The following is a 21,155-nucleotide window of genomic DNA, read 5'->3' as shown; positions in this document are numbered from 1 at the left end:
TTGATTGAAATGGCTTTTTTTTGAACCGCAGATGTCGGCAGATGAACAGGGATGGACGCAGATGAAGAACAAATCTAAATCGGTCAATATCGCTCTTTCTTCATCCGCGTTCATCAGCGTCTATCCGCCTACATCTGCGGTTCAAAAAAGATTAGCCTAATTAAAATTCCCTAATCTCAGGATGAACAAATTGATAACCAGCCGCCTTAATCTTTGGATTCGACACCCTCGCATTATTGGGATAAGTTAATTATTGATTGAAAGGGCTTTTTTTTGAACCGCAGATGTCGGCAGATGAACACGAATCAACGCAGATGAATAAAAAATCTAAATCTGTCAATATTGCTCTTTCTTCATCCGCGTTCATCAGCGTCTATCCGCCTACATCTGCGGTTCAAAAAAAGATTAGCCCAATTAAAATTCCCTAATCTCAGGATGAACAAATTGATAACCAGCCGCCTTAATCTTTTGATTCGACACCCTAGCATTATAAGGCCGCACGCTAGGACTTCCATCCCAAGAAACTTGAGGCAGATTGTGAGTTTCAAAAATGCGATCGAGCAATTCGCGACTGGATAGCGACACATCCCCGACTAAATTGTAAATTCCCTGCAATCGATTTTCCAAAGCAAAGGTTAACCCCCCAACAACATCGTCCCGATGCACCCAATTAGTAACATCTTCCCCCCTACCGGGACGAGTGCTACCAGCCCAGCCTCTAAAGATTTTAACTAATTCTCGCCCTGACCCATAAATCCCTCCCAAACGGAGAATGCAGACGTGAAGATTGGGACTAGATGCTGCTAATAAAACCCGTTCTGTTTCGGCGAGAATTTCACCATTTGGATTAGCGGGTGCGACGGGTGATTCTTCATTTACCAATTCACCTTGGCGATCGCCATACACAGAATAAGTACCCGTATAAATAACCTGCTTTACTGTCGATATCTGCTGTAAAACCGATACTAAAGTTGTCGCAGTATCTAAATAACTTTCCCGATAAGTATGAGGATTTGGAGCACCGACGCACAGCATAACAGCATCTTGTTCTTGCAGTACAGAGGCGATCGCATCTTTGTCATTTCCTTTGAGCACGGCTACCCGCTGCGCGACACCCTCCAACTCAACTACTCGCGTCGCCGTGGTAGTTGTCGCCGTCACGGTACAATCAGATTTGCCGCGTAAATGTTTGGCTGTCGCACTACCCACATAGCCGCAGCCGACGATCGCAACTTTCATAAAACATTCTCCATTGTGTCATGTTCTCTCAAATTATTGCCGGTTTCTGAAATTATGGCGCGCTGAGTTTTGTGGTAAAATGCAAAGCGTCGTTATCAATCGGAGTCGCATCGTGTCCGAGAGAGATATTTTTGCCACATCCTCAGAAAGCGAACTTTTAGCTTTTTATGGTTCTTTGTTTGCGATCGCAGCCGCCGATAATTCCGTTGATATTGACGAACTAGATTTGTTGTTTAAAACCATAAATTTAGATAAATTTTCTGACTCTGCAAAGACTCAAATCCAATCCTACACAGCCACTCCCCCATCACTCAGCGACTGTTTGCAAACACTCAGCAAGTCAGAAGAACCGCTGCGTTTGGGAGTCATGTATTTTTTAATTAACATTGCTGGCGCAAATAAGACGCTGCATCCCGCAGAAAGCGAAGCGATCCAATCAGCAAAAAAACTGCTGGCGGTTTCTGACTTGCAAATCCAAGCCATGCAGGAATTCATCGCAGACTTAAAACAAATACGGGAAGCCGCCCCTAATAAAAATCAGGCATCAGCATCCTTCAATTCGGCTGTTTCCCAGCTTAAAACTAAGGGCATTCCTCTCGATTTGATCGACAGAAAAGGAACCACAACAAACCTCAGCAACCTCAAAATTAACTATTCAGATGAAAGTTTTTGGACTCAACTTAAAAACTTTGCTTTAACCGCAGGAAGAGAAGTAGTTGAAAAAGCTTTGATTCTTTACTATACGGCTCAGAACCCAAACGTGCCTGCTTGGGCAAAAGGAGTTGTAGTTGGAGCTTTGACCTATTTTATATCTCCGGTCGATACCATTCCCGATATATTAGTCGGTGTTGGATTTACAGATGATTTGGGAGTGTTACTGGCGGCGATCGCTACTGTTTCAGTATACATTAATGCTGATACTAAAGAACAAGCCAAACAAAAAATGAAAGATTGGTTTGGTCAATAATATTATGTCCAATTGAGCGTTTTTTGGTGTCGGCATCGGACTAATATAATCTGAATAATATAGCTGTTTTTAATAGATCAAATAAAGGACACTGCACTGCCGTGTCCCTACATAATATCTGTAATTAACTCAACTGAAAACTTGATAATTATGGATTCTCAGTCTTTAATCGGCTTACCATCTCGATTGACAATACGGCTTTCACCATCCTTAGCCGTGACATTTTCATAAACCCCTTCATCCCGCTTCACGTACTTGCTAAAACCCGAATTTTTATAATCCGTGTCGGATGTCGGCTTCATCAACCTCGGAGCGCTCAGCAGTCGGCGTACCGGAGCATCTGCGGGAGTCTCCCCGGGTTCGCGCTTAGCCAACTCGCACAGTTGGCCCCAAGTCGAAACTTCCAGGTTCATGCTGTGCCAAACTTCTAACTGCTGGTTATTTTCGGGACACAAATAATCGTATACAGGCATACTAAGAATCTCGTTTGCAACTACTAAAATTACTAATTGCACGGTTATTCAGAATATTATAGCTCAACATTACTAATAATTCAAGCCCAACAATCAAACTTTACTATTTTTAACGGTTGTTGAAACCATAAATCAGCTATATTATTAACCCTGTGTGCTTGCTCCCGGATGCGATCGAGACAAAGCCCAAAAGTACGCTACCCTGAAATCCTTTGACTAGATCGCACGATCGACGGTTAGCAAATGCCCGCAAGACTTACCTCAATGCCGTCACAGGATTGATCATCATTTTCAGACTGTACGCCAATCACAGATTCTAAGTTTCAATTTTATTTATTTACTCACCAGCGAGGATTTACCGATGAGCGATTTCAAAGTTACGCCAGAAGTAGAGCTGAACACAGCTCAAATGTTGGAGCGATATCAACTGCAAGATGAGACAACTCTGCGGCGTTGGGCAAAACTGCACGGCATCAACAGCACTCGTGGTTTCTTCTATCCCAGTGAAGTAGATTTGATGGATCACGCTCACCACCATCTCTACAATTTGGGAATGAGCATTGCGGACTACCAAAGTCTTTTAGACCGACGCCGCAGCCATTCCCAGACACCGGGCGACCAAAATAAAACAGTAGCAAGTCAAGTTGCTGACGAAGCATACGATGCCATAGAAACGCTAACCGATCAGTATGCTGAAGCTATTGATTTAATGGGAGAACGTATAGCAGACCATTTCATCGATGAACTCGATTTATCTGTGATGAGGCACCTTTCTAAAAAAGTGCAAGACCGGCGCACTCTCAACGGTCAAACCAAAAAGCCTAACCGTTTTCTCCAAGTGATTAAAGCCGTGTTGCAACCGAGCAGCGAAAATACGCTTCTGGTTCCGAAAAAAGAGGATGACTCTAGTTTAGAATTAGAACAACATCACCGCCTCGGCTAGTAGCCGATTTTTTTGAAAGACTAAGAGACTTTTTGTTCAATTTACTGGTAAATTTTACTAAAAAGCAGACTCGCTCCCTTCCCTTGTCAAGGGGAGGAAGCAAGAGTCACATTTTTTATATTATGAAACCGAATAGAAAAAAATAAATTGAGGTTTCCCAGAAGTCTAAATTAGTTGTCAACTGATGTTAGGTTTCGCAACTGGGTCCAATCTAATATAACTAGGCACAGATTGCGCGATCGCCAAAATCCGAGATAATATCTGCTGAATCGAACCCGTCAACCTCGCCCAAGGTAACAAAATGATTAAATCCTGGATGGTAATTGGAGGAGTCGCCTTTGTAGTAGCTTTAGCTGCTAACATAATCGCGCCCAGCGACATCCAATGGTTCAACCGCTTACAGCGTCCGAGATGGCTAGTAATTGAAAAAGCAATTCCCCTAATTTGGACAGTAATTTTTATTTGTGCAGCTTGGTCAGCAGTGATTGTTTGGGAAAAAAGACCAGGAACTCAGGAGACTTGGCTGAGAATGGGTTTGTACCTGCTTTTAGAAATAGTAACTATGTCTTACACCTCGGTTATGTGCAAAGTTAGGAGCCTAAAAGTCGGCACAATAATCGGCGGAACTGGCGCTATTTTAAGCGTAATGCTAGCTTTAAGTGTCTTGCAAGTTTCGGAGCCGGCCGCCCTGTTATTGCTACCTTACATACTTTGGAGTCCGATCGGCACTTACACCACTTGGGCAATGATGCACCTGAATCCGGCGGATGTTTAATTGATCTAAAATTACAGGTAATTGGTAATTGATCATTGGGAAAAAGGTAATTGCTAAGATGTACCTCACCCAATAGAAAACTGCTATAGCAAGCCTCGTATCAATTGTGAACTCTTTGTCTTCCTCTTCTTCCTTCGCGCTCTTCGCGTCTTCGGGGTTCGTTAAATAGAGATTCTCTGAGTTTTATCGCGTGGTGGGGGTGGCTTTATTTAATTTCTTGGCAATGTGAGTATGATTTGTAAACCCACCCCTAGAAGTTGATTGAGAATGATGGTTGATTTGAGTTAAAACTCAAATCAACCATCATTCTCAGACTTTAAACCTCCGCCCAATGTCGGGCAAACCAGTTAACCTAACGATTGCCAGAGCTGGTCGGAGGCTCAATTTCCGGCGGTTCAGGAGGGGGAGATTCAGACTCAGGAGGATTCAGCGACTCCTCCCAAACTTTGATTTGCGATCGAGCTTGCTCAAAAGCCCGAGTCCCCGACGGAATTTTCTTCAAAGTCGCGATCGCCCCAGCCAGATCCGACGACGACTGTTCCACACCAAGCGCCAAAATCCGCTGGCTCCACTCATCAATCGCCTCACTCGCCTGCCACCGCAGCGAACTCGACTCCGGAACCTGACTTGCCAGCGCAATAGCCGTTTGCAAAGCGTCAGCAGTCCCGGCTCGGGCCGTCTGACGGGCGTTCTGCAAACCTTGCTCGCCCTGAAATTGAGCCTCCCAAGTCCGAATGTTCGATCGAGCTTCCTCATAAAGCACCCGTCCCGATCGAATCCGGCGCGCCATATCAATTGCCCCCGCCAAATTGCCGCTCGCCGCTAGCTGCTGAGCTCTATCCAAAAACGGCTGGTCAACAAGCCGCTGTCTCCTCTCGATCCAAGCTTGAATTTTGGCTTGAGCTTCCACGTAAAGCGCCCTACCTCTACCGATCCGAGAAGCTTGAGCAACGGCGGCTTCCAGAGCATTCGGATCGCCCGTACTCGCTAAATCGTTCGCTTTTTGCAAATACGGACTGTCTTCCAGCAGCTCGATTTGACGGCTCAAGCGGCTAATTTGACTGCGAGCTTCCGAAGCGCGGGGATTTGATTCCGGGACTGTTTGCAATTGCGCGATCGCAGCCCTCAAATCATTTACCCCACCAGGCGCCGCCAGCCTGCTTGCCAAATCCAAAACTTTCACATCAGCCATTTCTTGTTGCCACCGGCCGACTAAATCTTGAGCTTGTTTGTATAAAGGGCGGCCGGACTTCAACTTTTGAGCAATCTCGATCGCCTTGGAGAAACCCTCAACAGAGCCAGTCAAAGCCTGAGAAGTAGCATTCGCCAACTCATTAAAATCCTGTACTTGTTCCCTTAAATTTGCCGACTCTGGAATCTTGTTAGCGATCGCCATCGCCTCCTGCCAATCCCCTGCTTGCAAGCGTTTTTGGGCGATATCCAGAATTTTCTTGCTAAATTCCGCGATCGCCTTATTGGCAGCTTGATACAAATAACTGTTTTGATCAATTCCCTGAGCCAGCTTAATCCCCGTTACCAGATTGTCGAGACCTCCCTCGGAGGCTGTATTCCGGGCTTTTAGCAACTTATTGCCCTCAGCCCGAGTCGTCTGAATTAGCTTAGTCAATTCCTCGTACTTAGTCGATTCCCAGAAAGTATTTCCCAAATCCAAAAGCAGAGTAGCTTGGCTGAAAGCCAGCGGCCACTCTTCCTGACGCAAGTGGTCTTCAGCCGTGCGGTAAATTTTCTCTGCATCGCCCCATATCGACTGCCACTTTTCAATCTGCTTTTCCATCTTCGGGTAAGCCGGAACGTTTTTAGGAACCTTACGAGCGAGGGCAATCGCCTCATCCAGCTTTCCTTCTTGGAAACTAGCATTTCCCAGCTTGAGAATATCCTCCGACCACCGATCGATTTGAGTGTTAATTCTCGGCCGCAGCGGATGGTTTTGTGGCAAAGCATTCACTAATTCGATCGCCCTGAGCAAATCATCCGCCGTCCGCTTGCTTGCTGCTTCTTGAGCACAAAAAAAGCGATCGTTAGCAGAAGCCGTTGGCCAAAAAATCTTTGAGCAATTGGACTGCGAGGTCAGGTTGAGTAAAGACGCAATTGCCACAAACCCCATACCCACCGATACCATCAAACTCAGCGCCAGCCAAAACTGCCACTTGTTCGACCAGTTCCGCCAAAACGGATTGTGTTCCCCCGGCGGCTGCGAGTTTTCCCCAGACAAATTCGGCGGTAGTTCCAGATGCCCTCCCGGCAGTTTTCCCGAAGTAACCAACTCTCGGAGCTCTTTAAGTCGTTCAGCCCGGTTTTTCCTTGCTGGTAAGCGCACCAGCGACGAAGTATCCTTTGTTGACTCCAAGGATTCTGATGCAGACCAACGGCCTGGTATTTTGCGATCTTGACTCATATCCTCACCACAAACAGCAACCAGCTAGCGTAAGTTATTTAAAAACTGCGAGCGCTGCTATCAACTGCTCTATAAAATGTATTCATCACTTTTACATACTCCCGTCTGCCCTAGACTGCAAGAGCCGATCGCCAAACCGCCAAAATCAAAATTTTGTGATTAGGTAATTGATAATGCGTAATTGGCAATTGGTCAAGGCCATCATCCCTAACTCGCACTCAATAGAGCCAATTACACATTATCGTCTCAAGAACCGGAGTTTGAGCGCAAATCGCCGATCAGTTCCGCAAGTTGGTCGCTATTAGCTTGGTAAACCTCATTGCAGAAATGGCACGTAGCCTCAGCCCCCCCATCTTTTTCAATCATGTCTTGGAGTTCGGCTTCGCCCAACATTTTCAAAGCTCCCAAAACTCGATCGAACGAACAGCCACAGTCAAAGCGCACCATCTGAGTTTCCGGGAAAATTTCCAGGCCCATATCTCCCAGTAACTCTTCGAGAATCTGGTGCAGCGTTTTGCCCGATCGCAGCAGCGGCGTAAAGCCCGACAATTCAGCAACTCTAGATTCTAAAGTTTGCACCAATTTTTCGTCCGTTGCCGCCTTGGGCAGAACCTGCAACAGCACACCCCCAGACGCTTCTACCCCGCCCGCACCCACAAACACCCCCAAAACCAGAGCCGAAGGCGTTTGCTCCGAGGTTGCCAAATAGTGAGTTAGATCGTCGCCAATTTCGCCGGAAACCAATTCTACCGTACTGGAATAAGGGAAGCCGTATCCAACGTCCCGCACCACGTACAAATAACCGTCACCTATTGCCCCGCCGACATCGAGTTTGCCTTTAGCATTGGGCGGCAATTCGACTTCGGGATTATCCACATAACCTCGAACCGTTCCATCAAGTCCCGCATCCACCAGAAGCCCGCCCAGCGGTCCATCTCCTTTGATGCGAATGTTGACTCTCGATTCGGGCCGCTTCATGCTGGAGGCGAGTAACAGCCCCGCCGACATTGTGCGGCCGAGGGCGGCTGTAGCCACGTAGGAGAGCTTGTGCCGCTGTCTTGCTTCTTCGGTGAGGCGGGTGGAAATGACGCCTACAGCGCGAATTCCGCCCTCTGCGGCTGTAGCGCGAATTAATTGATCGGCCATGAAAAACCTTGCTTTTGTCTTTTGATACCTTCTTGAACTATTTTATAAGTTCTTGAAGGTTGTGGCAGCAGAGAGCAGCAGTTGACTCGGCGGGCCTGGGAGTGCGATCGAACTTCCAAACTCGCCTTTGTTTTCTATAAAACCTTGATTAACTGAGGATTTATTAACAAATAGTCTGATGGATTATTCGATATCAATATTTATTTGAAAAGCCCAGAATAACGAGTGCATTTATTGTTACCACGCCAGCTTGTTCTCAGTCTATTTATAACAATTAACAAATAACCACTAATAACTATATTCCTGAACGCACTCGGAAGATATAAACCGGTTTTTTTAACCGATCTAGAGGCTTTTAATCCCGTGTATTTAATCTAAAAAACCCGATTTCTGGCTACCGATGCCTAAGTCCTAAACTAATGACTAATAACTAATAACTAATGACCAATGACCAATGAATAACAACTAATGACTAAAGCTTATCTTGCCGCTAACCAGACGATTACCAAACCTTTACCTTTGCCGGTTAGAGTCAGAGGCGTAGGTCTCAGACAAATGTTTTTTAGCTGGAAATAAGCGATATGCCACCAACATCCAAAGCACTTTTAGCGGAAATCCAGCATAACACAGGAGCGAGCCGAAACTTGCATTTTTATGCCAAGGGGGAAACCATTCCTATGATGTCGCACGGTCTTTGGCGAGTCTGTCAAGGTCTAGCACAACTGAGTACACTTTATCCAACCGGGGAAGAAGGACTTTTGGGTTGGGTTGGGCCTTCGATGTGCTTCGGTTTGTGGTTGACAAACTTGCAGACTTACCGAGCTACGGCGACATCAGATATTTATTTGATGTGGTATTCTATGGTGGAAATCGAAGCTTCTCCTCAATTGGCTCACGAGTTGCTGCCTCAAATGGTACGGCGGCTGCGGCAAATGGAAGCAATTTTAGCGATCGCCGGACAGCGGCGAGTAGATGACCGTTTGTATCAGCTACTGCTATTATTGCAACAGGAATTCGGTCAGCCTGTGGTTGAGGGAACTCGTTTGAATATTCGCTTGACACATCAAGATATTGCTAATGCGATTTGCACGACGCGGGTAACAGTAACTCGAATGCTGGGAAAATTGCAGCAGCAAGGGTTAATTAGTCGAGATGGCGATCGGCATTTAATTCTTAACAAAGATGTTTTTGCGTCCACATCGGATTTGTTTGGCTGCAACCCTCAAGTAGTGTAGCAAGCGCCGAAAAAAATCTTATTCTGCTTCGCCAATCAGGGTAAATGCTGCCCAATCTTGCGGAGTTGGGTGCATCTTCATTGTCATCAGCATCGCTTGCCGCAAAGCTTGAGCTTTATTCGGGTTTCTCTGTAATTGGCGATAGAATTCTGCCATTAATTCCGCTGTCGGCTCATCGGGCACTAACCACAGAGAAACGATTATACTGGAAACACCTGCACTAATTAAAGCACGAGATAACCCAAGCACACCATCACCTGTGAGTTTTCCTCTGCCAGTATTGCAAGCACTTAATACCACTAATTCAGCATTTAATTTTAAATCCAAAATTTCACTCGAAGTCAGTAATCCGTCATCATTTCCTGATGGAGCAAGGGCAATCGCTCCCGGTAAATCTCGCCTCTTTACTTCATTGAGTAATCCGTGAGTTGCCAGATGAATAATTCGGGCTTTTAGCATCTGTTGAACAATCGATGCTTTAGTGGCTTGAGCGCCTGTAATCGGTCTAGTATTTAGAATCTTAGCAATTGTAATTGCTTCCTGTTCACTGCCTGGTAAGGGAGGTAATTGGTGCGGCGGGGTGCCAATTTTGGGCATGGTTGGATTGCCGACGACGAGGTTGTTTTGGAGAGAAAGTTGTCGGACTTTTTGCCGTAATTGATGAGTTAGCTGCAAAATTTGAATACTGGGAGCGGTAAGAATGGTATGTTTTTCAATTAGATACTGACCTGTAGGATCTTGTAAGGCGACAAAGGGAATTAAAAACAGGGATTGATGGGGAATGAAAATGATAGGAGCATTAGGGTCAGTTGGTAAAAGATCAGCAATGGGTTGAATTAATAGTTGATAGCTTTGCTGTAATTTGGGGTAAATTATCCGAGAATTAGCAGTGGTAGAAGCAGGGGGATTAGCTGTTTGTTTATTGGCAATGTCTCCCGCTAATCCAGCCAGCTCCTCGCGAGTGCCGCGAACCATCTCAGCTAAGGCGGTATCTTGCTCGTTTAATCCTCTCCTCCCGGTAGCAGCAGATACTCTTGTCTGTTCGGTGGCTTCGCGTAGATTGATGCCAAAAAATGTGGGACTAATTGAGCGAAAGGTAATTTCCCCAGTCGGCTTTATAACCCAAATATAAACGGCTTCATACACAATTGAATACTCGACAAGGGTAGCGTTTTGCTCTTTAGCGATTTGTTGAATTTGCTGGATATTGGGTGGGTTGATAGTAGTTGTGACAGAGGCAGATGGGGCAAGGCGAGATGCCAATAACTCCACAAAAGCTCGGGCTCTACCCCGTTCGGCAATTTCTAAAGCATCGTTAGTTTTTTTCTGACCAATGAAGAATCTTTGTAAAATGAGGTAGGGGTAAGTTTGAGTTTCAAAGATTGGCACTTTATTGGCATCGTCTAATCCAGCACGGAGAGATTCGGAAATTTTAATACTATCAAGTAGGGTTTTCTCTGCTGCTGGGAAATTGCCAGAGCCGAGGAGATAACCTCCTAGATATGTCAGAGTTCTCCATTCCATGCTGGGGCTTTTAATTTCTCGGGCGATCGCCAACGACTGCTGAGCGTACTCGATGGCTTTGGCGTAGTCGCCCAGGGAACTGTAAGCACGTCCCAGACTTGACAGAGCCATTTCCTCGAAGTCGCGGTCTTTAATTTCTCGGGCGATCGCCAATGACTGCTGAGCGTACTTTATAGCTTTGGCGTAGTCGCCGAGGTTGATGTAAGCAATTCCCAGAATTCCGAGAGCCCGCCCTTCATGGGTGCGGTTTTTAATTTCTCGCGCGATCACCAACGACTGCTGAGCGTACTCGATGGCTTTGGCGTAGTCGCCTAGGGAATTGTAAGCAAGTCCCAGATTTCCCAGAGCTTTCACCTCGATTTGGGGGTCTTTAATTTCGCGCGCGCTCGCCAACGACTGCTGAGTGTACTCGATGGCTTTGGCGTAGTCGCCCAGGCTATCGTAAGCATTTGCCAGACTTTCCAGAGCTTTCACCTCGCTTTGGCGGTCTTTAATTTCTCGCGCGAGCGCCAACCACTGCTGAGTGTACTCGATGGCTTTGGCATAGTCGCCGACGGAAAGGTAAAGAATTCCCAGACTTGCCAGAGCTTTCCCCTCGATTGGGCGGTCTTTAATTTCTCGCGTGATCGCCAACAACTGCTGAGCGTACTCGATGACTTTGGCGTTGTCGCCTAGGAAAAGGTAAGCAGATTCCAGATATGCCAGAGCTAACAGCTCGCTTTGGGGGTCTTTAATTTCTCGCGCGAGCGACAACCACTGCTGATTGTACTCGATGGCTTTGGCGTAGTCGCCTAGAGAAAGGTAAGCAAATCCCAGACATCCCAGAACTCCCCCCTCGCTTTGACGGTCTTTAATTTCTTGATAAATTATTAGTGCCTGTTGCCAAGACTGCAAAGCAGCTTGAAATTGGCTGGGCAGGAACTGCTGAATCCCTTGCTGTACCAGTCGGTCTGCTTCGGCTTTCCGCTGAGCAGGAGTTTGAGCTAAGACTTGAGAATTGATGATTTTAAATTGAGAATTAGGGATAAATCGAAACTCGCCTATAGTCAGCGTCGCTAAGATTGAGATCAGTGCCGACAATCCAATTTTTTGCAGTTTCATAACTTTTGACAGGCCTGTGGTCTGAACATCAGCTTGACACATCAAGATAGTGATAATGCGATTTGCACGACGCGGTTCAGTTGACTGTTGACTGTTGACTGTTAACGGTTAACTGTTGATAGCGACCTCTACCTGGAAGGAAGAGGATTGGAGTAATGAATAGTCTTCTTTTAATTTCTCCGTACAATGGAGAGGCTTTAAACCAATTCTTTCTGGTAACAGTAACGCGAATGCTGGGAAAATTGCAGCAGCAAGGGTTAATCGTTCGAGATAGCGATCTCGGCATTTAATTCTTAACAAAGGTGTTTTTGCATCCACCTCCGATTTGTTTGGTTGCAACCCTCCAGCAGTATAGCAAGCGACAGCCATTTGCATCTACATAATGCTATCTAATATTAAAGCCCAAATCGAATTGCACCAGAATTGTCTGTCTTGATTTTCCTCCCCCTATCTACAGCAATACATTTATAGCCGCAAAAGATATCATTAAGGGGTGCATCTCTTTAGGAAAAAACTCAATGGCGAACTCCAGTCAAGAAACACCGCAACCAGACACAAAAGAATTAACTGACATCACAGCTAAACCTCAAGAACAACAAGAAGAACCGCCAAATAAGGGTGACGGGCGGAAATAGTCGATCGACATTCATCGGTGACGATATAAATCTCGAATTGCCTTAAGAACACCGACTTCTTTTTTTCTCAAAATCTGTGTTCTTCCCTACAATACCGGTTCCTATAAATTGGTATTCTGCCAGTAGTTTTTAAGTAATAAACTAACCCGATTTTTGCCAAAAACCGGGTTAGTTTGCTATTGACAAATTATTCGGTTTGTGCAGTGCCGTTGTTCGATCGCAACTTCGGCTTTTCCGGCTTTCCACGGAGGCCGTTTAAAGAAACCACATCAGCCTCAGAACTCTCCCTCGCCACCCGAATCAGCAACCCCGACAACAACAAACTTGCCAACATCGAAGAACCCCCGTAACTAAAAAACGGCAGGGGCAAACCCGTAGTCGGCAAAACCCCCGTCGCCACCCCAATATTCAGCAGCGACTGTCCCACCATCACCACCATCACCCCAATCGCCACCAACTGACTCTCAATATTTCGAGCCTTCATCGCTACCCTCAAAGCCACAGTAGAGTAGGCCGCTAACATCAGCAATAGCGAGAAACCTCCCACCAAACCAAACTCCTCAGCAAACACAGCAAAAATAAAATCGCTGTACTGAATCGGCAAATAAAATAACTTTTGCTGCGACATCCCCAAACCCACACCCCAAATGCCCCCTGAACCGACAGCCAGGAGACTTTGAATCAACTGATAGCCGTCTTGCATCGGATCAGCCCAAGGATTGAGGAAAGACATAATCCGGCGGCGCTGATATTCCCTCAAACTAATACTTAAAACGGCTAAAAGCATTCCCCCCATAGCCGTTGCGCCCAACTGCAAGTAAGGCAATCCCGCCGCCAAAGCCACCAACCACAAAGTCATCCCGCACAAAGCCGTGGTACTTAAGTTCGGTTGCAACAAAATTCCCAAAAGCATTGCGCCGAAAATTAACAGCCAAGTTAAGCGAACTTTATTCGTCAACCGGGACCAGTTGCCGAAAATGCGGGCACTTTGGAGAACAAAAAACGGCTTGATCAATTCAGAAGGTTGAATAATCGGAACCGGGCCCAGAGATATCCAGCGAGTCGCCCCGTTGATTGTGGTTCCTACCCCCGGAACCAAGGTCAGCCACAGCAATCCCAGCAGCAACAAAACGCCTACCTGAGATGTTTTCAGCAGGTAGCGTAGGGGGGAGTATACCATCAAGTTAAAGCCGGCCAGCCCGATCGCCACTGCGATTAGCTGTCGTTTAAAATAATAAAGGCCGTCTCCAAATTCATAATTTGCAATGGGATAGGAAGCCGAAAACAATGCTGTCAGCCCGACAAACAGCCACAGAAAAGTCAGCCACCTCAGCCACCGGGCCTCAGCGGCCCATTGAGAGGCGCTGGGGTCAAAAAAGGGAATCAAGCGTCGAATGTCATTAGCCATATGATTTTAGAATGATCTCAATAAACTCTAACAAAGATGGCTAAAGTACCAGATTGGTTAATTTACGCATTAATCTGCTCGCTGTTATATGGTTTGTGGGGATTTTTTGGCAATTTAGCAACTAAATATATTGACTACAAAACTGCTTTTGTTTATGAAGCAATTGGCGCTATTTTAACGACTTTATTTATTGTTTTCCACACTAATAATTTTAGTTTTGAGGGAGATATTAGGGGAATTTTGTTTGCCATGTTAGTTGGCGTTTGTGGCACGGTGGCATCATTAGTATTTTTTATAGCCCTTGGCAAAGGTGAAGTTGCCAATGTAGTGAGTGTTACGTCTATCTACCCGCTGATTACTATATTATTATCGACTTTATTCTTAAAAGAGGCTATTACATTACCACAAATGCTTGCTGTTTTGTTAGCGATAATCGCAGTTATACTTTCTGCTTATTGAAATATTTGTCAATGATGAGATTAAAAACGCTGGACATTATTCCTTATGCTATAACTATAACAAACAAAAAAGAGGTCGATCGCGACCTCTTACCCCTCTACTAATCCAGCTTCGGCTCTTAAAGTAAACCTGTATTAGCACCGGGCTTACCGGTAGCCAGTTGCACTTTAATAATTCTGCCGCCCATTTTCATAATTCTTTGCTGTTCCCGGAACCAGTTGTCGTAAGGAACGAGCTTAGTAAAATAGGTATTTTGCAATTCGCGCTGAGTGCGGATGCGAGTTTGACTTGGGACGCAAGCAGTCACCTTAAACATTCTCATGGGAAACTAACTCCTGAGTAGGTTTACAGATTATTAGATGGATTTTTTAAAGATTGAAGGCAGGGAGTTAGGAGTCAAAACTAGCTCGTTAAAACTCGTCGGGCTTTCTCGGCAAGCCTTTGACGGTCTAGCAATCACTCTCAACTTCCCTGACCTCTTTTCAAAGTCAAAGGTAACAAGTCCAAAGTAAAAAGTAAAAAGTTAAAAGTTAAAAGAGGCAAGAAATAAATCTTCTTCCTTCTTCCGACTTCCATCGGACTGAAATCTGTTACATCCGTTACATTCGTTACATCCGTTACAGAATCCGTTGCCGAACTTCCTTCTTCCTTCTTTCTTCTTCCTGAGTCTTAGCTCAAGCCAGAGCAGATGTAGTCGAAATAGACGCCCATTTCTTTACCAGCGTCAGAACCGACCAAACCGGCGGTGACTTCTTTCATTGCTTGGATTGCTTGTACGGTAGAACCGATGGGCACGCCCAAGGAGTTGTAGGTTTCTTTCAAACCGTTGAGCACGCGCTCATCGAGGATGGAAGGGTCGCCAGCTAGCATAGCGTAGGTGGCATAGCGCAGGTAGTAGTCCAAGTCGCGGATGCAAGCTGCATAACGACGAGTGGTGTACATATTGCCGCCGGGACGAGTTACGTCAGAGTACAACAGAGACTTAGCAACTGCTTCTTTGACGATTGTGGCTGCATTAGCGCTGATGGCTGTAGCGGCGCGGACGCGCAGTTCGCCAGAAGCAAAGTAGTTCTTGAGCTTGTCTAGAGCGCTGATGTCCAGGTACTTACCTTGAACGTCAGAGGAATTGATAACGGCGGTAATTGCGTCTTGCATGGTTGTCTTGTTTCCTAGAAAGTGGCTGAGTCAGTCCAATTTTGGAGCTAGAATTTGGAATTTGGGATGTGGGATTTAAGATTTTTAAGTGGCTGGTTATTTGCAAAAGCTTTTAACTTGTTGCCGGCAACCCCCAATTTTTCAATCTAAAATCGAAAACCTAAAATCAAAATTCCTTACTGCATCGCACCGATAACGTAGTCGAAGTAAGAGGAAGCTTCGGAAGCATCTTCTCCAGACAGCAGCGAGCTTGCTGCATTTTTCATAGCGCGAACGCCTTCGGCGACGGCTTCAATCGGGGTGCCGAGAGATTTGTACATTTCGCGGACGCCGACAATACCGATTTCTTCGATCGGAGTAATGTCGCCAGCTACGATTCCGTAGGTAATCAAACGCAGGTAGTAGTCCATGTCGCGCAAGCAAGTTGCGGTCATTTCTTCGCCGTAAGCGTTGCCGCCGGGAGAAACAATATCAGGGCGCTTTTGGAAAAGTTGGTCGCCTGCTTGCTTGACGATGCGTTCGCGGGATTCGCTCAAAATTTGGGCGATGCGGACGCGGCGTTCACCAGAGGTGACGAAGCTTTTGATCCGATCTAATTCACCTGGGCTCAAGTAGCGAGCTTCGGCGTCTGCGTTGACGATTGATTTGGTGACGATACTCATCTTGTGTGTACCCGCTGGATATTTTGCTATATGAACTGCTCTGCGCTGAGCTAGCGAAAGCGGGCGCTTGTGTCCCGTATCTTTCCTGCTCAGGCAGGAGCTTTGACGGGGAAGGCTGGACTTTCCACACTCAGCAACTGTTGAAGTTGTTGGCGGTTGACTGCCTTCGGTGCTTAACGGCGCTTGTTCTTCACGCCGGTGCGGTTGTGAGTGCTCGCACTAAGCCTGTCGCTTACAATACCATAAATGACTGATGCGATCTTTAATTTATGATAAAGATTGCAGCAGGCCACTTAGTGGCGATCGAGTGACTATCGGGCAGTTAGTAAGGATATTGCTTCTCTGACACAACTACCTCTCGCAAGTATTTTGAGGCATTATGTTCACATTCTGAGTGTTACTGTAATAGTTTGTAACATTCCTTTTCATATTGGGGCCCTCGCTTGGGTGTTCTCCGTTAAAATTTCACAGTTAAAAAATTGCTAAAATTATCGGGCAGCAAGGGTTACAGGCGATCGAGCATTGAGCGGGAATTGTGACGGGCGAGGGCGCGAGGTTCAAAGGCTTGGGCCAGAGAGGGAGGGAAGCGGGAGATGGGGGGAGACAGCGGGGAGACAAGGGGAGATGTGCGATCGTCTCACATCTTGCACCATTCTGAATAAGTCTTGGACGGGCGGGATCTCTTCCCCAAGGCGTGTCAACTTAAGGTAAAACCGATAGTCCGTCAGGGGTTGAAACCCCTGGCGGGCTGCCGGGTGAGCGGGAGGACTGGCGGACTAAAAGCTTAAGTTGACACCAATGCTTCCTGCCCAACCCCTACTACTCATAAGAAAACTCAACTCTTTGTGTTTGTGGAACAGGCCGGAAAGCCTGTTCTCGATCGCGATGCCAGATATAAGATCATCGGAAATCCTAAGTTTCGAGCTTGTAGCTAGATTTGACTCTCACTTTAAATCTGGTGCGCCGTGAAAAGAAATCTATCAGCCATTAAAAAAGCTTTACAGTTTGGGATTAGCGGTGCTGTCGGCGGTTTCGTCGGCAATCTCATCACCGAACCTTTCATGCAGCGACTCCCTGGTTCGGAATCTTTTTTTGACAGTGTATTGTCTACAGGTCGCTGGTTTGGATTGGTAGGCGGTGGCATTGCTACGGCTATCATGTTCGGCTATTATTACTATATCAAAGGCAAGCCTCAAATTAAACAGGCTTTAAAAAATGGCGGATTGTTTGGTTTAATAGCAGGAGCGATTTCTGGGGCGATCGCCGAAGGTATTTACAGCGGGATTGGCAACGGAGACAACGAATTATTACGAGTAATTTGCTGGGGAATAGCTGGCAGTTTGTTAGGACTTGGACTGGCACAGCGGATTCCTAATTTGGGAGCGCTTCGCGGCACGGGAGGTGGCGGTGTTGGAGGAGTTTTGGGCGGCTGTTTGTTTATTCTGTTTGCTTACAATCTATCCGGTACAGCAGGCCGTTTAGCTGGCTGTGCTGCGATCGGTTTTTGGATTGGAATTATGCTAGTTGTAGCGGAAACTTTGTTCAACAAAACTTGGCTGGTAATTAGTTACGATACCGGAGCAAATCGCACTCTCACTCTGGGTTCGGAACCAGTGACTTTTGGCAGTGATGAAAATTTGTCTATTATCTGCATTCCTAATGTTTCGCCCTTGGCCATGCGGTTTCAATTAGAAGCAGGTCAAATTGTTTGCGAGAATGTTGATAGCGGGGCGGTGAGTTATTTGCGATCGGGCGACCAAAAGAGAATCGGCAACTGTACAATTACAGTAGGAAACTCTGACTTGCCAGCCCCAACACCAGCAAATATTCCGCCTACATTTATATCAGATCAGCCCGCAGTAAATTCTTTTACTAGCAGCCAATTTTCTCTGAAATTAGGCAGTCGAGTTATTCCTCTGAGTGCGGGAACTCAACTATTCACCTCTGACATACCGAGTTTAACAGCGGCAGCATCTAACGGTCTTGTAGCTATAGTCACTTCTCGATCGAGAAACGAGCTTTCGTTAGGATTGACCAATTTGTGCGATCGCGCTTGGTGGGCTACAGACATTCAAGGCGATATAAAAATGGTAGAACCTGAAAGTACCCTGACTTTGGCGTTGGGAACTCAAATCGAATTCGGTGAAATTGACGGCGAGATTGTGTAAGTAAGCGAGTACAAACTGACATATTGCACCATTGTCAATAAGCCTTTCATGGGCGGGCAGGATGCCCACCCCACAAGAAAATTTACTCTTTGTGGAACGGGCATCTTGCCCGTTCTTAACAAGAATTCAAGCAGAACTGCCACTAACTCCATTAATTACCGCCGCACCAATCAAATGAGCCAAACGCAAAGCTTCAGGAACTTTACCAGTGTCTGTCAAACGCTGAAGCACCCTCGCTATTACTTCTGGTTGTTCGCCGCACACTTGAAAAAAGAAAGGTTCAAAAGCGTGAATTTTCCCGGCACGACGCAACAATTCTAAACGGTATTCTGAATCGGGTAAATGGCGCAGGGCTTTTTCAACAGCAGCTAAATCTGGTTGGCGGCGCATGACAGCAACGCAAGGAATTTGCAGCCGCGATGCTAACTCGGGAAGGTCAATAATATTGAAGCCCCCGAAAGCAATTCCATCTAGCAAAACGAGATGCAATTGCGGCAGAAATTTGCCTCCGAGGAGTAGGCCAGAAATAGCATCCGTAGCATCTAATCCGTCGGGGAAAACTTGTCCCCACACCATTCCTTCAAATCGAGTTCCCCCGCAGACTATGCCTGCGATCGAAACCAGACTGCCGCTTCTACGAGAAAACGGAGCGTCGTCAAAGCCAATAACCTTAATTGTGCGATCGAGCCTCAGCAAATCTGCCAGTTTCAACTTGTCGAGTTCCCTAAACTAAAGTTTTTGATATTAGCTTGTGTTTTACATAGTATCATATACGTTAAATAGCTCATTACTAAAAAGGTTTTAGACAATTGGTAAAAAAATACGTAGCAGCGATCGACCAAGGAACTACCAGCACCCGATTTATCATATTCGATCGCCTGGGACAGATAATTTGCAAGAACCAACAAGAACATCAGCAAATCTATCCGCAGCCAGGATGGGTTGAACACAATCCCGATGAAATTTGGCAGCGCACCCAAAGCGTGATTAAAAATGCCCTCGAAATCGGCAATATTGACCCGAAAGATATTGCTGCACTCGGTATTACCAACCAGCGCGAAACTACAGTTGTTTGGGACAAAAAAACTGGCAAACCTTACGGAAATGCGATTGTTTGGCAAGATACCCGCACTCACCAAATTTGCGAAAAATTAGCTGAAGTCGAGGGCAAAGAGCGATTTCAAAAACGATGCGGTTTGCCGCTTGCAACTTATTTCAGCGGGCCGAAAATTAAGTGGATGCTGGACAATATTGCAGGATTGCGGGAAGCTGCAAATCAAGGGGATGCGATTTTTGGCAATGTCGATACTTTTCTGATTTGGCACCTGACTGGCGGCGCGCACATTACCGATGTTACCAACGCCAGCCGCACGATGCTGATGGATTTGCAAACCCTTGATTGGGATTCCGAAACTTTGGAAATAATGGCAATTCCCCGCCAGATGCTGCCAGAAGTTCGCCCTTCGAGTCAAGTTTTTGGAACTGCAAAAGGATTGCTTGCAGGTGTTCCGATTGCTGCTGCTTTGGGCGATCAGCAAGCCGCCCTCGTCGGGCAAACTTGTTTCAGTCCGGGGGAGGCGAAAAATACTTACGGTACGGGCTGTTTTATGCTGCTGAATACCGGTGAGGCGATCGTCCCTTCAAAGCAAGGATTACTAACAACAGTCGCCTACAAGATGGGGGAATCGCCCGCTGTGTATGCTTTGGAAGGCAGTATTGCGATCGCCGGAGCTTTAGTGCAGTGGCTGCGAGACAATTTGGGCATCATCAACACATCTGCAGAAGTAGAAACATTAGCAAATACAGTCGAAGATAGCGGCGGAGTTTACGTTGTCCCAGCCTTTTCTGGACTCTACGCCCCCTATTGGAAAGACAGCGCGCGGGGAGTAATTGCAGGTTTAACTCGCTACGCGACTAAGGCACACATTGCCCGCGCAGTATTGGAAGCGACAGCGTGGCAAACGCGAGAAATATTGGACGCTATGAATCAGGATTCTGCTGTGCAGCTTTTGTCTTTAAAAGTAGACGGAGGAATGGTGGGAAATCACACGCTGATGCAGTTTCAGAGCGATGTTTTAGGAGTGCCAGTGGTGCGGCCTGTGGTAGCAGAAACTACTGCACTCGGCGCGGCTTATGCGGCGGGTTTGGCGGTAGGTTTTTGGAGTCAGCTAGCCGAATTACGGGACAATTGGGCGGTGGATTTTACTTGGGAACCGAAAATGCCGATCGCACTTCGCGAGCAAAAATATCGCTTTTGGAAAAAAGCAGTTTCCCGCACCTTCGATTGGGAAGAATGAATCGCTGAGTTAACCCCAAAATCCGTATTTAGTGATATCCTTAAATCCAGCACTATTTTTCAACTTGCAAATAAATGATTTCGCTAAAGAACTTAAACAAAATTCTCACCGCCTTTCTATTGATAGTGACACTGGCATTTGTAGAAATCGCCACTAATTCCCAAATGGCGATCGCAGATACAGCTACAAATCCCACAACCGCAGCAGAAGTCTTCAGCGCCAACTGTGCAGGTTGTCACATCAACGGCAGCAACATTATCAGGCGCGGCAAAAACTTGAAACAAAAAGCATTAAAAAAATACGGCATGGATTCCATCGCCAACATTTCCAACTTAGTAACCAACGGCAAAGGTATTATGCCCGCTTACAAAGATCGTTTGTCGGAAAAACAAATTATCGATGTTTCAGCTTACGTGCTATCCCAAGCCGAAACCGATTGGAAATAAAGCCGACTATGTACATTGTAAGACCAGGTTTGGCGCCTAACTTCAGGAAACCAAGCCGAGGTATAATGTAAGGGCAGGTTTAACACGTTACTTGGTCATCAATGAA

19 protein-coding genes are annotated in these 21,155 nt (G+C 46.3%); 9 read left to right on the top strand and 10 right to left on the bottom strand.

Going from position 1 to position 21,155, the window contains the following annotated elements:
- Positions 1-414 precede the first annotated feature (414 nt).
- Complete coding sequence (locus QUA24_RS14565; protein ID WP_333230503.1) at positions 415-1,239, bottom strand: NAD-dependent epimerase/dehydratase family protein; 825 nt, start codon at positions 1,237-1,239, stop codon at positions 415-417.
- Positions 1,240-1,318: 79 nt separating this feature from the next.
- Between QUA24_RS14565 and QUA24_RS14560 the strand changes: the two genes are divergently transcribed.
- The gene (locus QUA24_RS14560; RefSeq protein ID WP_333230502.1) at positions 1,319-2,206 is read left to right on the top strand and encodes a YkvA family protein; all 888 of its coding nucleotides are present in this window, start codon (positions 1,319-1,321) and stop codon (positions 2,204-2,206) included.
- A 158-nt stretch (positions 2,207-2,364) separates the two neighbouring features.
- Here the strand turns inward: QUA24_RS14560 and QUA24_RS14555 are convergent, their stop codons facing one another.
- Complete coding sequence (locus tag QUA24_RS14555; protein ID WP_333215450.1) at positions 2,365-2,679, bottom strand: zinc ribbon domain-containing protein; 315 nt, start codon at positions 2,677-2,679, stop codon at positions 2,365-2,367.
- Between the two features lie 361 nt (positions 2,680-3,040).
- Here QUA24_RS14555 and QUA24_RS14550 point away from each other — a divergent pair, with 361 nt between their 5' ends.
- Together QUA24_RS14550 and QUA24_RS14545 are read left to right on the top strand one after the other, a co-directional pair.
- Positions 3,041-3,622, top strand: coding sequence for a hypothetical protein (locus QUA24_RS14550; protein ID WP_333084571.1), 582 nt, complete (start codon positions 3,041-3,043; stop codon positions 3,620-3,622).
- 301 nt (positions 3,623-3,923) lie between these two features.
- The gene (locus tag QUA24_RS14545) at positions 3,924-4,397 is read left to right on the top strand and encodes a TspO/MBR family protein (RefSeq protein WP_333230501.1); all 474 of its coding nucleotides are present in this window, start codon (positions 3,924-3,926) and stop codon (positions 4,395-4,397) included.
- A gap of 352 nt (positions 4,398-4,749) precedes the next feature.
- Here the strand turns inward: QUA24_RS14545 and QUA24_RS14540 are convergent, their stop codons facing one another.
- Positions 4,750-6,813, bottom strand: coding sequence for a hypothetical protein (locus tag QUA24_RS14540; RefSeq protein ID WP_333230500.1), 2,064 nt, complete (start codon positions 6,811-6,813; stop codon positions 4,750-4,752).
- A 246-nt stretch (positions 6,814-7,059) separates the two neighbouring features.
- Positions 7,060-7,959, bottom strand: coding sequence for an Hsp33 family molecular chaperone HslO (gene hslO / locus QUA24_RS14535; RefSeq protein ID WP_333230499.1), 900 nt, complete (start codon positions 7,957-7,959; stop codon positions 7,060-7,062).
- Positions 7,960-8,540: 581 nt separating this feature from the next.
- Between hslO and QUA24_RS14530 the strand changes: the two genes are divergently transcribed.
- On the top strand, positions 8,541-9,194 hold the full coding sequence (locus tag QUA24_RS14530) for a Crp/Fnr family transcriptional regulator (protein WP_333230498.1): 654 nt from the start codon (positions 8,541-8,543) through the stop codon (positions 9,192-9,194).
- Between the two features lie 18 nt (positions 9,195-9,212).
- On the opposite strand, the gene QUA24_RS14525 is transcribed toward QUA24_RS14530, so the two are convergent.
- Positions 9,213-11,819: a CHAT domain-containing protein gene (locus QUA24_RS14525; RefSeq protein WP_333230497.1), complete on the bottom strand. Its 2,607-nt coding sequence runs from the start codon at positions 11,817-11,819 to the stop codon at positions 9,213-9,215.
- Between the two features lie 155 nt (positions 11,820-11,974).
- Between QUA24_RS14525 and QUA24_RS14520 the strand changes: the two genes are divergently transcribed.
- Positions 11,975-12,109 (top strand): hypothetical protein, encoded by a 135-nt coding sequence (locus tag QUA24_RS14520; protein ID WP_333230496.1) that lies wholly within the window; start codon positions 11,975-11,977, stop codon positions 12,107-12,109.
- Positions 12,110-12,641: 532 nt separating this feature from the next.
- Here the strand turns inward: QUA24_RS14520 and QUA24_RS14515 are convergent.
- Positions 12,642-13,862, bottom strand: a complete 1,221-nt coding sequence (locus tag QUA24_RS14515) for an FtsW/RodA/SpoVE family cell cycle protein (protein ID WP_333230495.1) — start codon at positions 13,860-13,862, stop codon at positions 12,642-12,644.
- Between the two features lie 36 nt (positions 13,863-13,898).
- Here QUA24_RS14515 and QUA24_RS14510 point away from each other — a divergent pair, with 36 nt between their 5' ends.
- Entirely contained in the window at positions 13,899-14,321 is a 423-nt protein-coding gene (locus tag QUA24_RS14510) for an EamA family transporter (RefSeq protein ID WP_333230494.1), read from the top strand.
- 118 nt (positions 14,322-14,439) lie between these two features.
- Here the strand turns inward: QUA24_RS14510 and QUA24_RS14505 are convergent, their stop codons facing one another.
- The 3 genes from QUA24_RS14505 to apcA all read right to left on the bottom strand — a co-directional run bounded on the left by QUA24_RS14505 (position 14,440) and on the right by apcA (position 16,138).
- On the bottom strand, positions 14,440-14,643 hold the full coding sequence (locus QUA24_RS14505; RefSeq protein ID WP_006634929.1) for a phycobilisome linker polypeptide: 204 nt from the start codon (positions 14,641-14,643) through the stop codon (positions 14,440-14,442).
- 347 nt (positions 14,644-14,990) lie between these two features.
- Positions 14,991-15,476: an allophycocyanin subunit beta gene (apcB, locus tag QUA24_RS14500; RefSeq protein WP_006634930.1), complete on the bottom strand. Its 486-nt coding sequence runs from the start codon at positions 15,474-15,476 to the stop codon at positions 14,991-14,993.
- A gap of 176 nt (positions 15,477-15,652) precedes the next feature.
- On the bottom strand, positions 15,653-16,138 hold the full coding sequence (gene apcA, locus QUA24_RS14495) for an allophycocyanin subunit alpha (RefSeq protein WP_333036136.1): 486 nt from the start codon (positions 16,136-16,138) through the stop codon (positions 15,653-15,655).
- A gap of 965 nt (positions 16,139-17,103) precedes the next feature.
- Here apcA and QUA24_RS14490 point away from each other — a divergent pair.
- Positions 17,104-18,306 carry a hypothetical protein gene (locus QUA24_RS14490; RefSeq protein ID WP_333230493.1) on the top strand — a complete coding sequence of 401 codons (1,203 nt, stop codon included), beginning with the start codon at positions 17,104-17,106 and terminating at the stop codon, positions 18,304-18,306.
- Between the two features lie 126 nt (positions 18,307-18,432).
- Here QUA24_RS14490 and QUA24_RS14485 read toward each other — a convergent pair whose 3' ends face one another.
- Positions 18,433-19,017, bottom strand: coding sequence for an endonuclease dU (locus tag QUA24_RS14485; protein ID WP_333230492.1), 585 nt, complete (start codon positions 19,015-19,017; stop codon positions 18,433-18,435).
- 98 nt (positions 19,018-19,115) lie between these two features.
- Here QUA24_RS14485 and glpK point away from each other — a divergent pair, with 98 nt between their 5' ends.
- Entirely contained in the window at positions 19,116-20,603 is a 1,488-nt protein-coding gene (gene glpK, locus QUA24_RS14480) for a glycerol kinase GlpK (RefSeq protein ID WP_333230491.1), read from the top strand.
- Between the two features lie 74 nt (positions 20,604-20,677).
- Entirely contained in the window at positions 20,678-21,049 is a 372-nt protein-coding gene (locus QUA24_RS14475) for a c-type cytochrome (RefSeq protein ID WP_333230490.1), read from the top strand.
- The last annotated feature ends 106 nt before the right edge of the window (positions 21,050-21,155 follow it).

Source organism: Microcoleus sp. Pol12B5, assembly GCF_036701335.1.
Classification (GTDB): domain Bacteria; phylum Cyanobacteriota; class Cyanobacteriia; order Cyanobacteriales; family Microcoleaceae; genus Microcoleus.
This window is presented reverse-complemented; position numbering and strand designations above follow the sequence as displayed.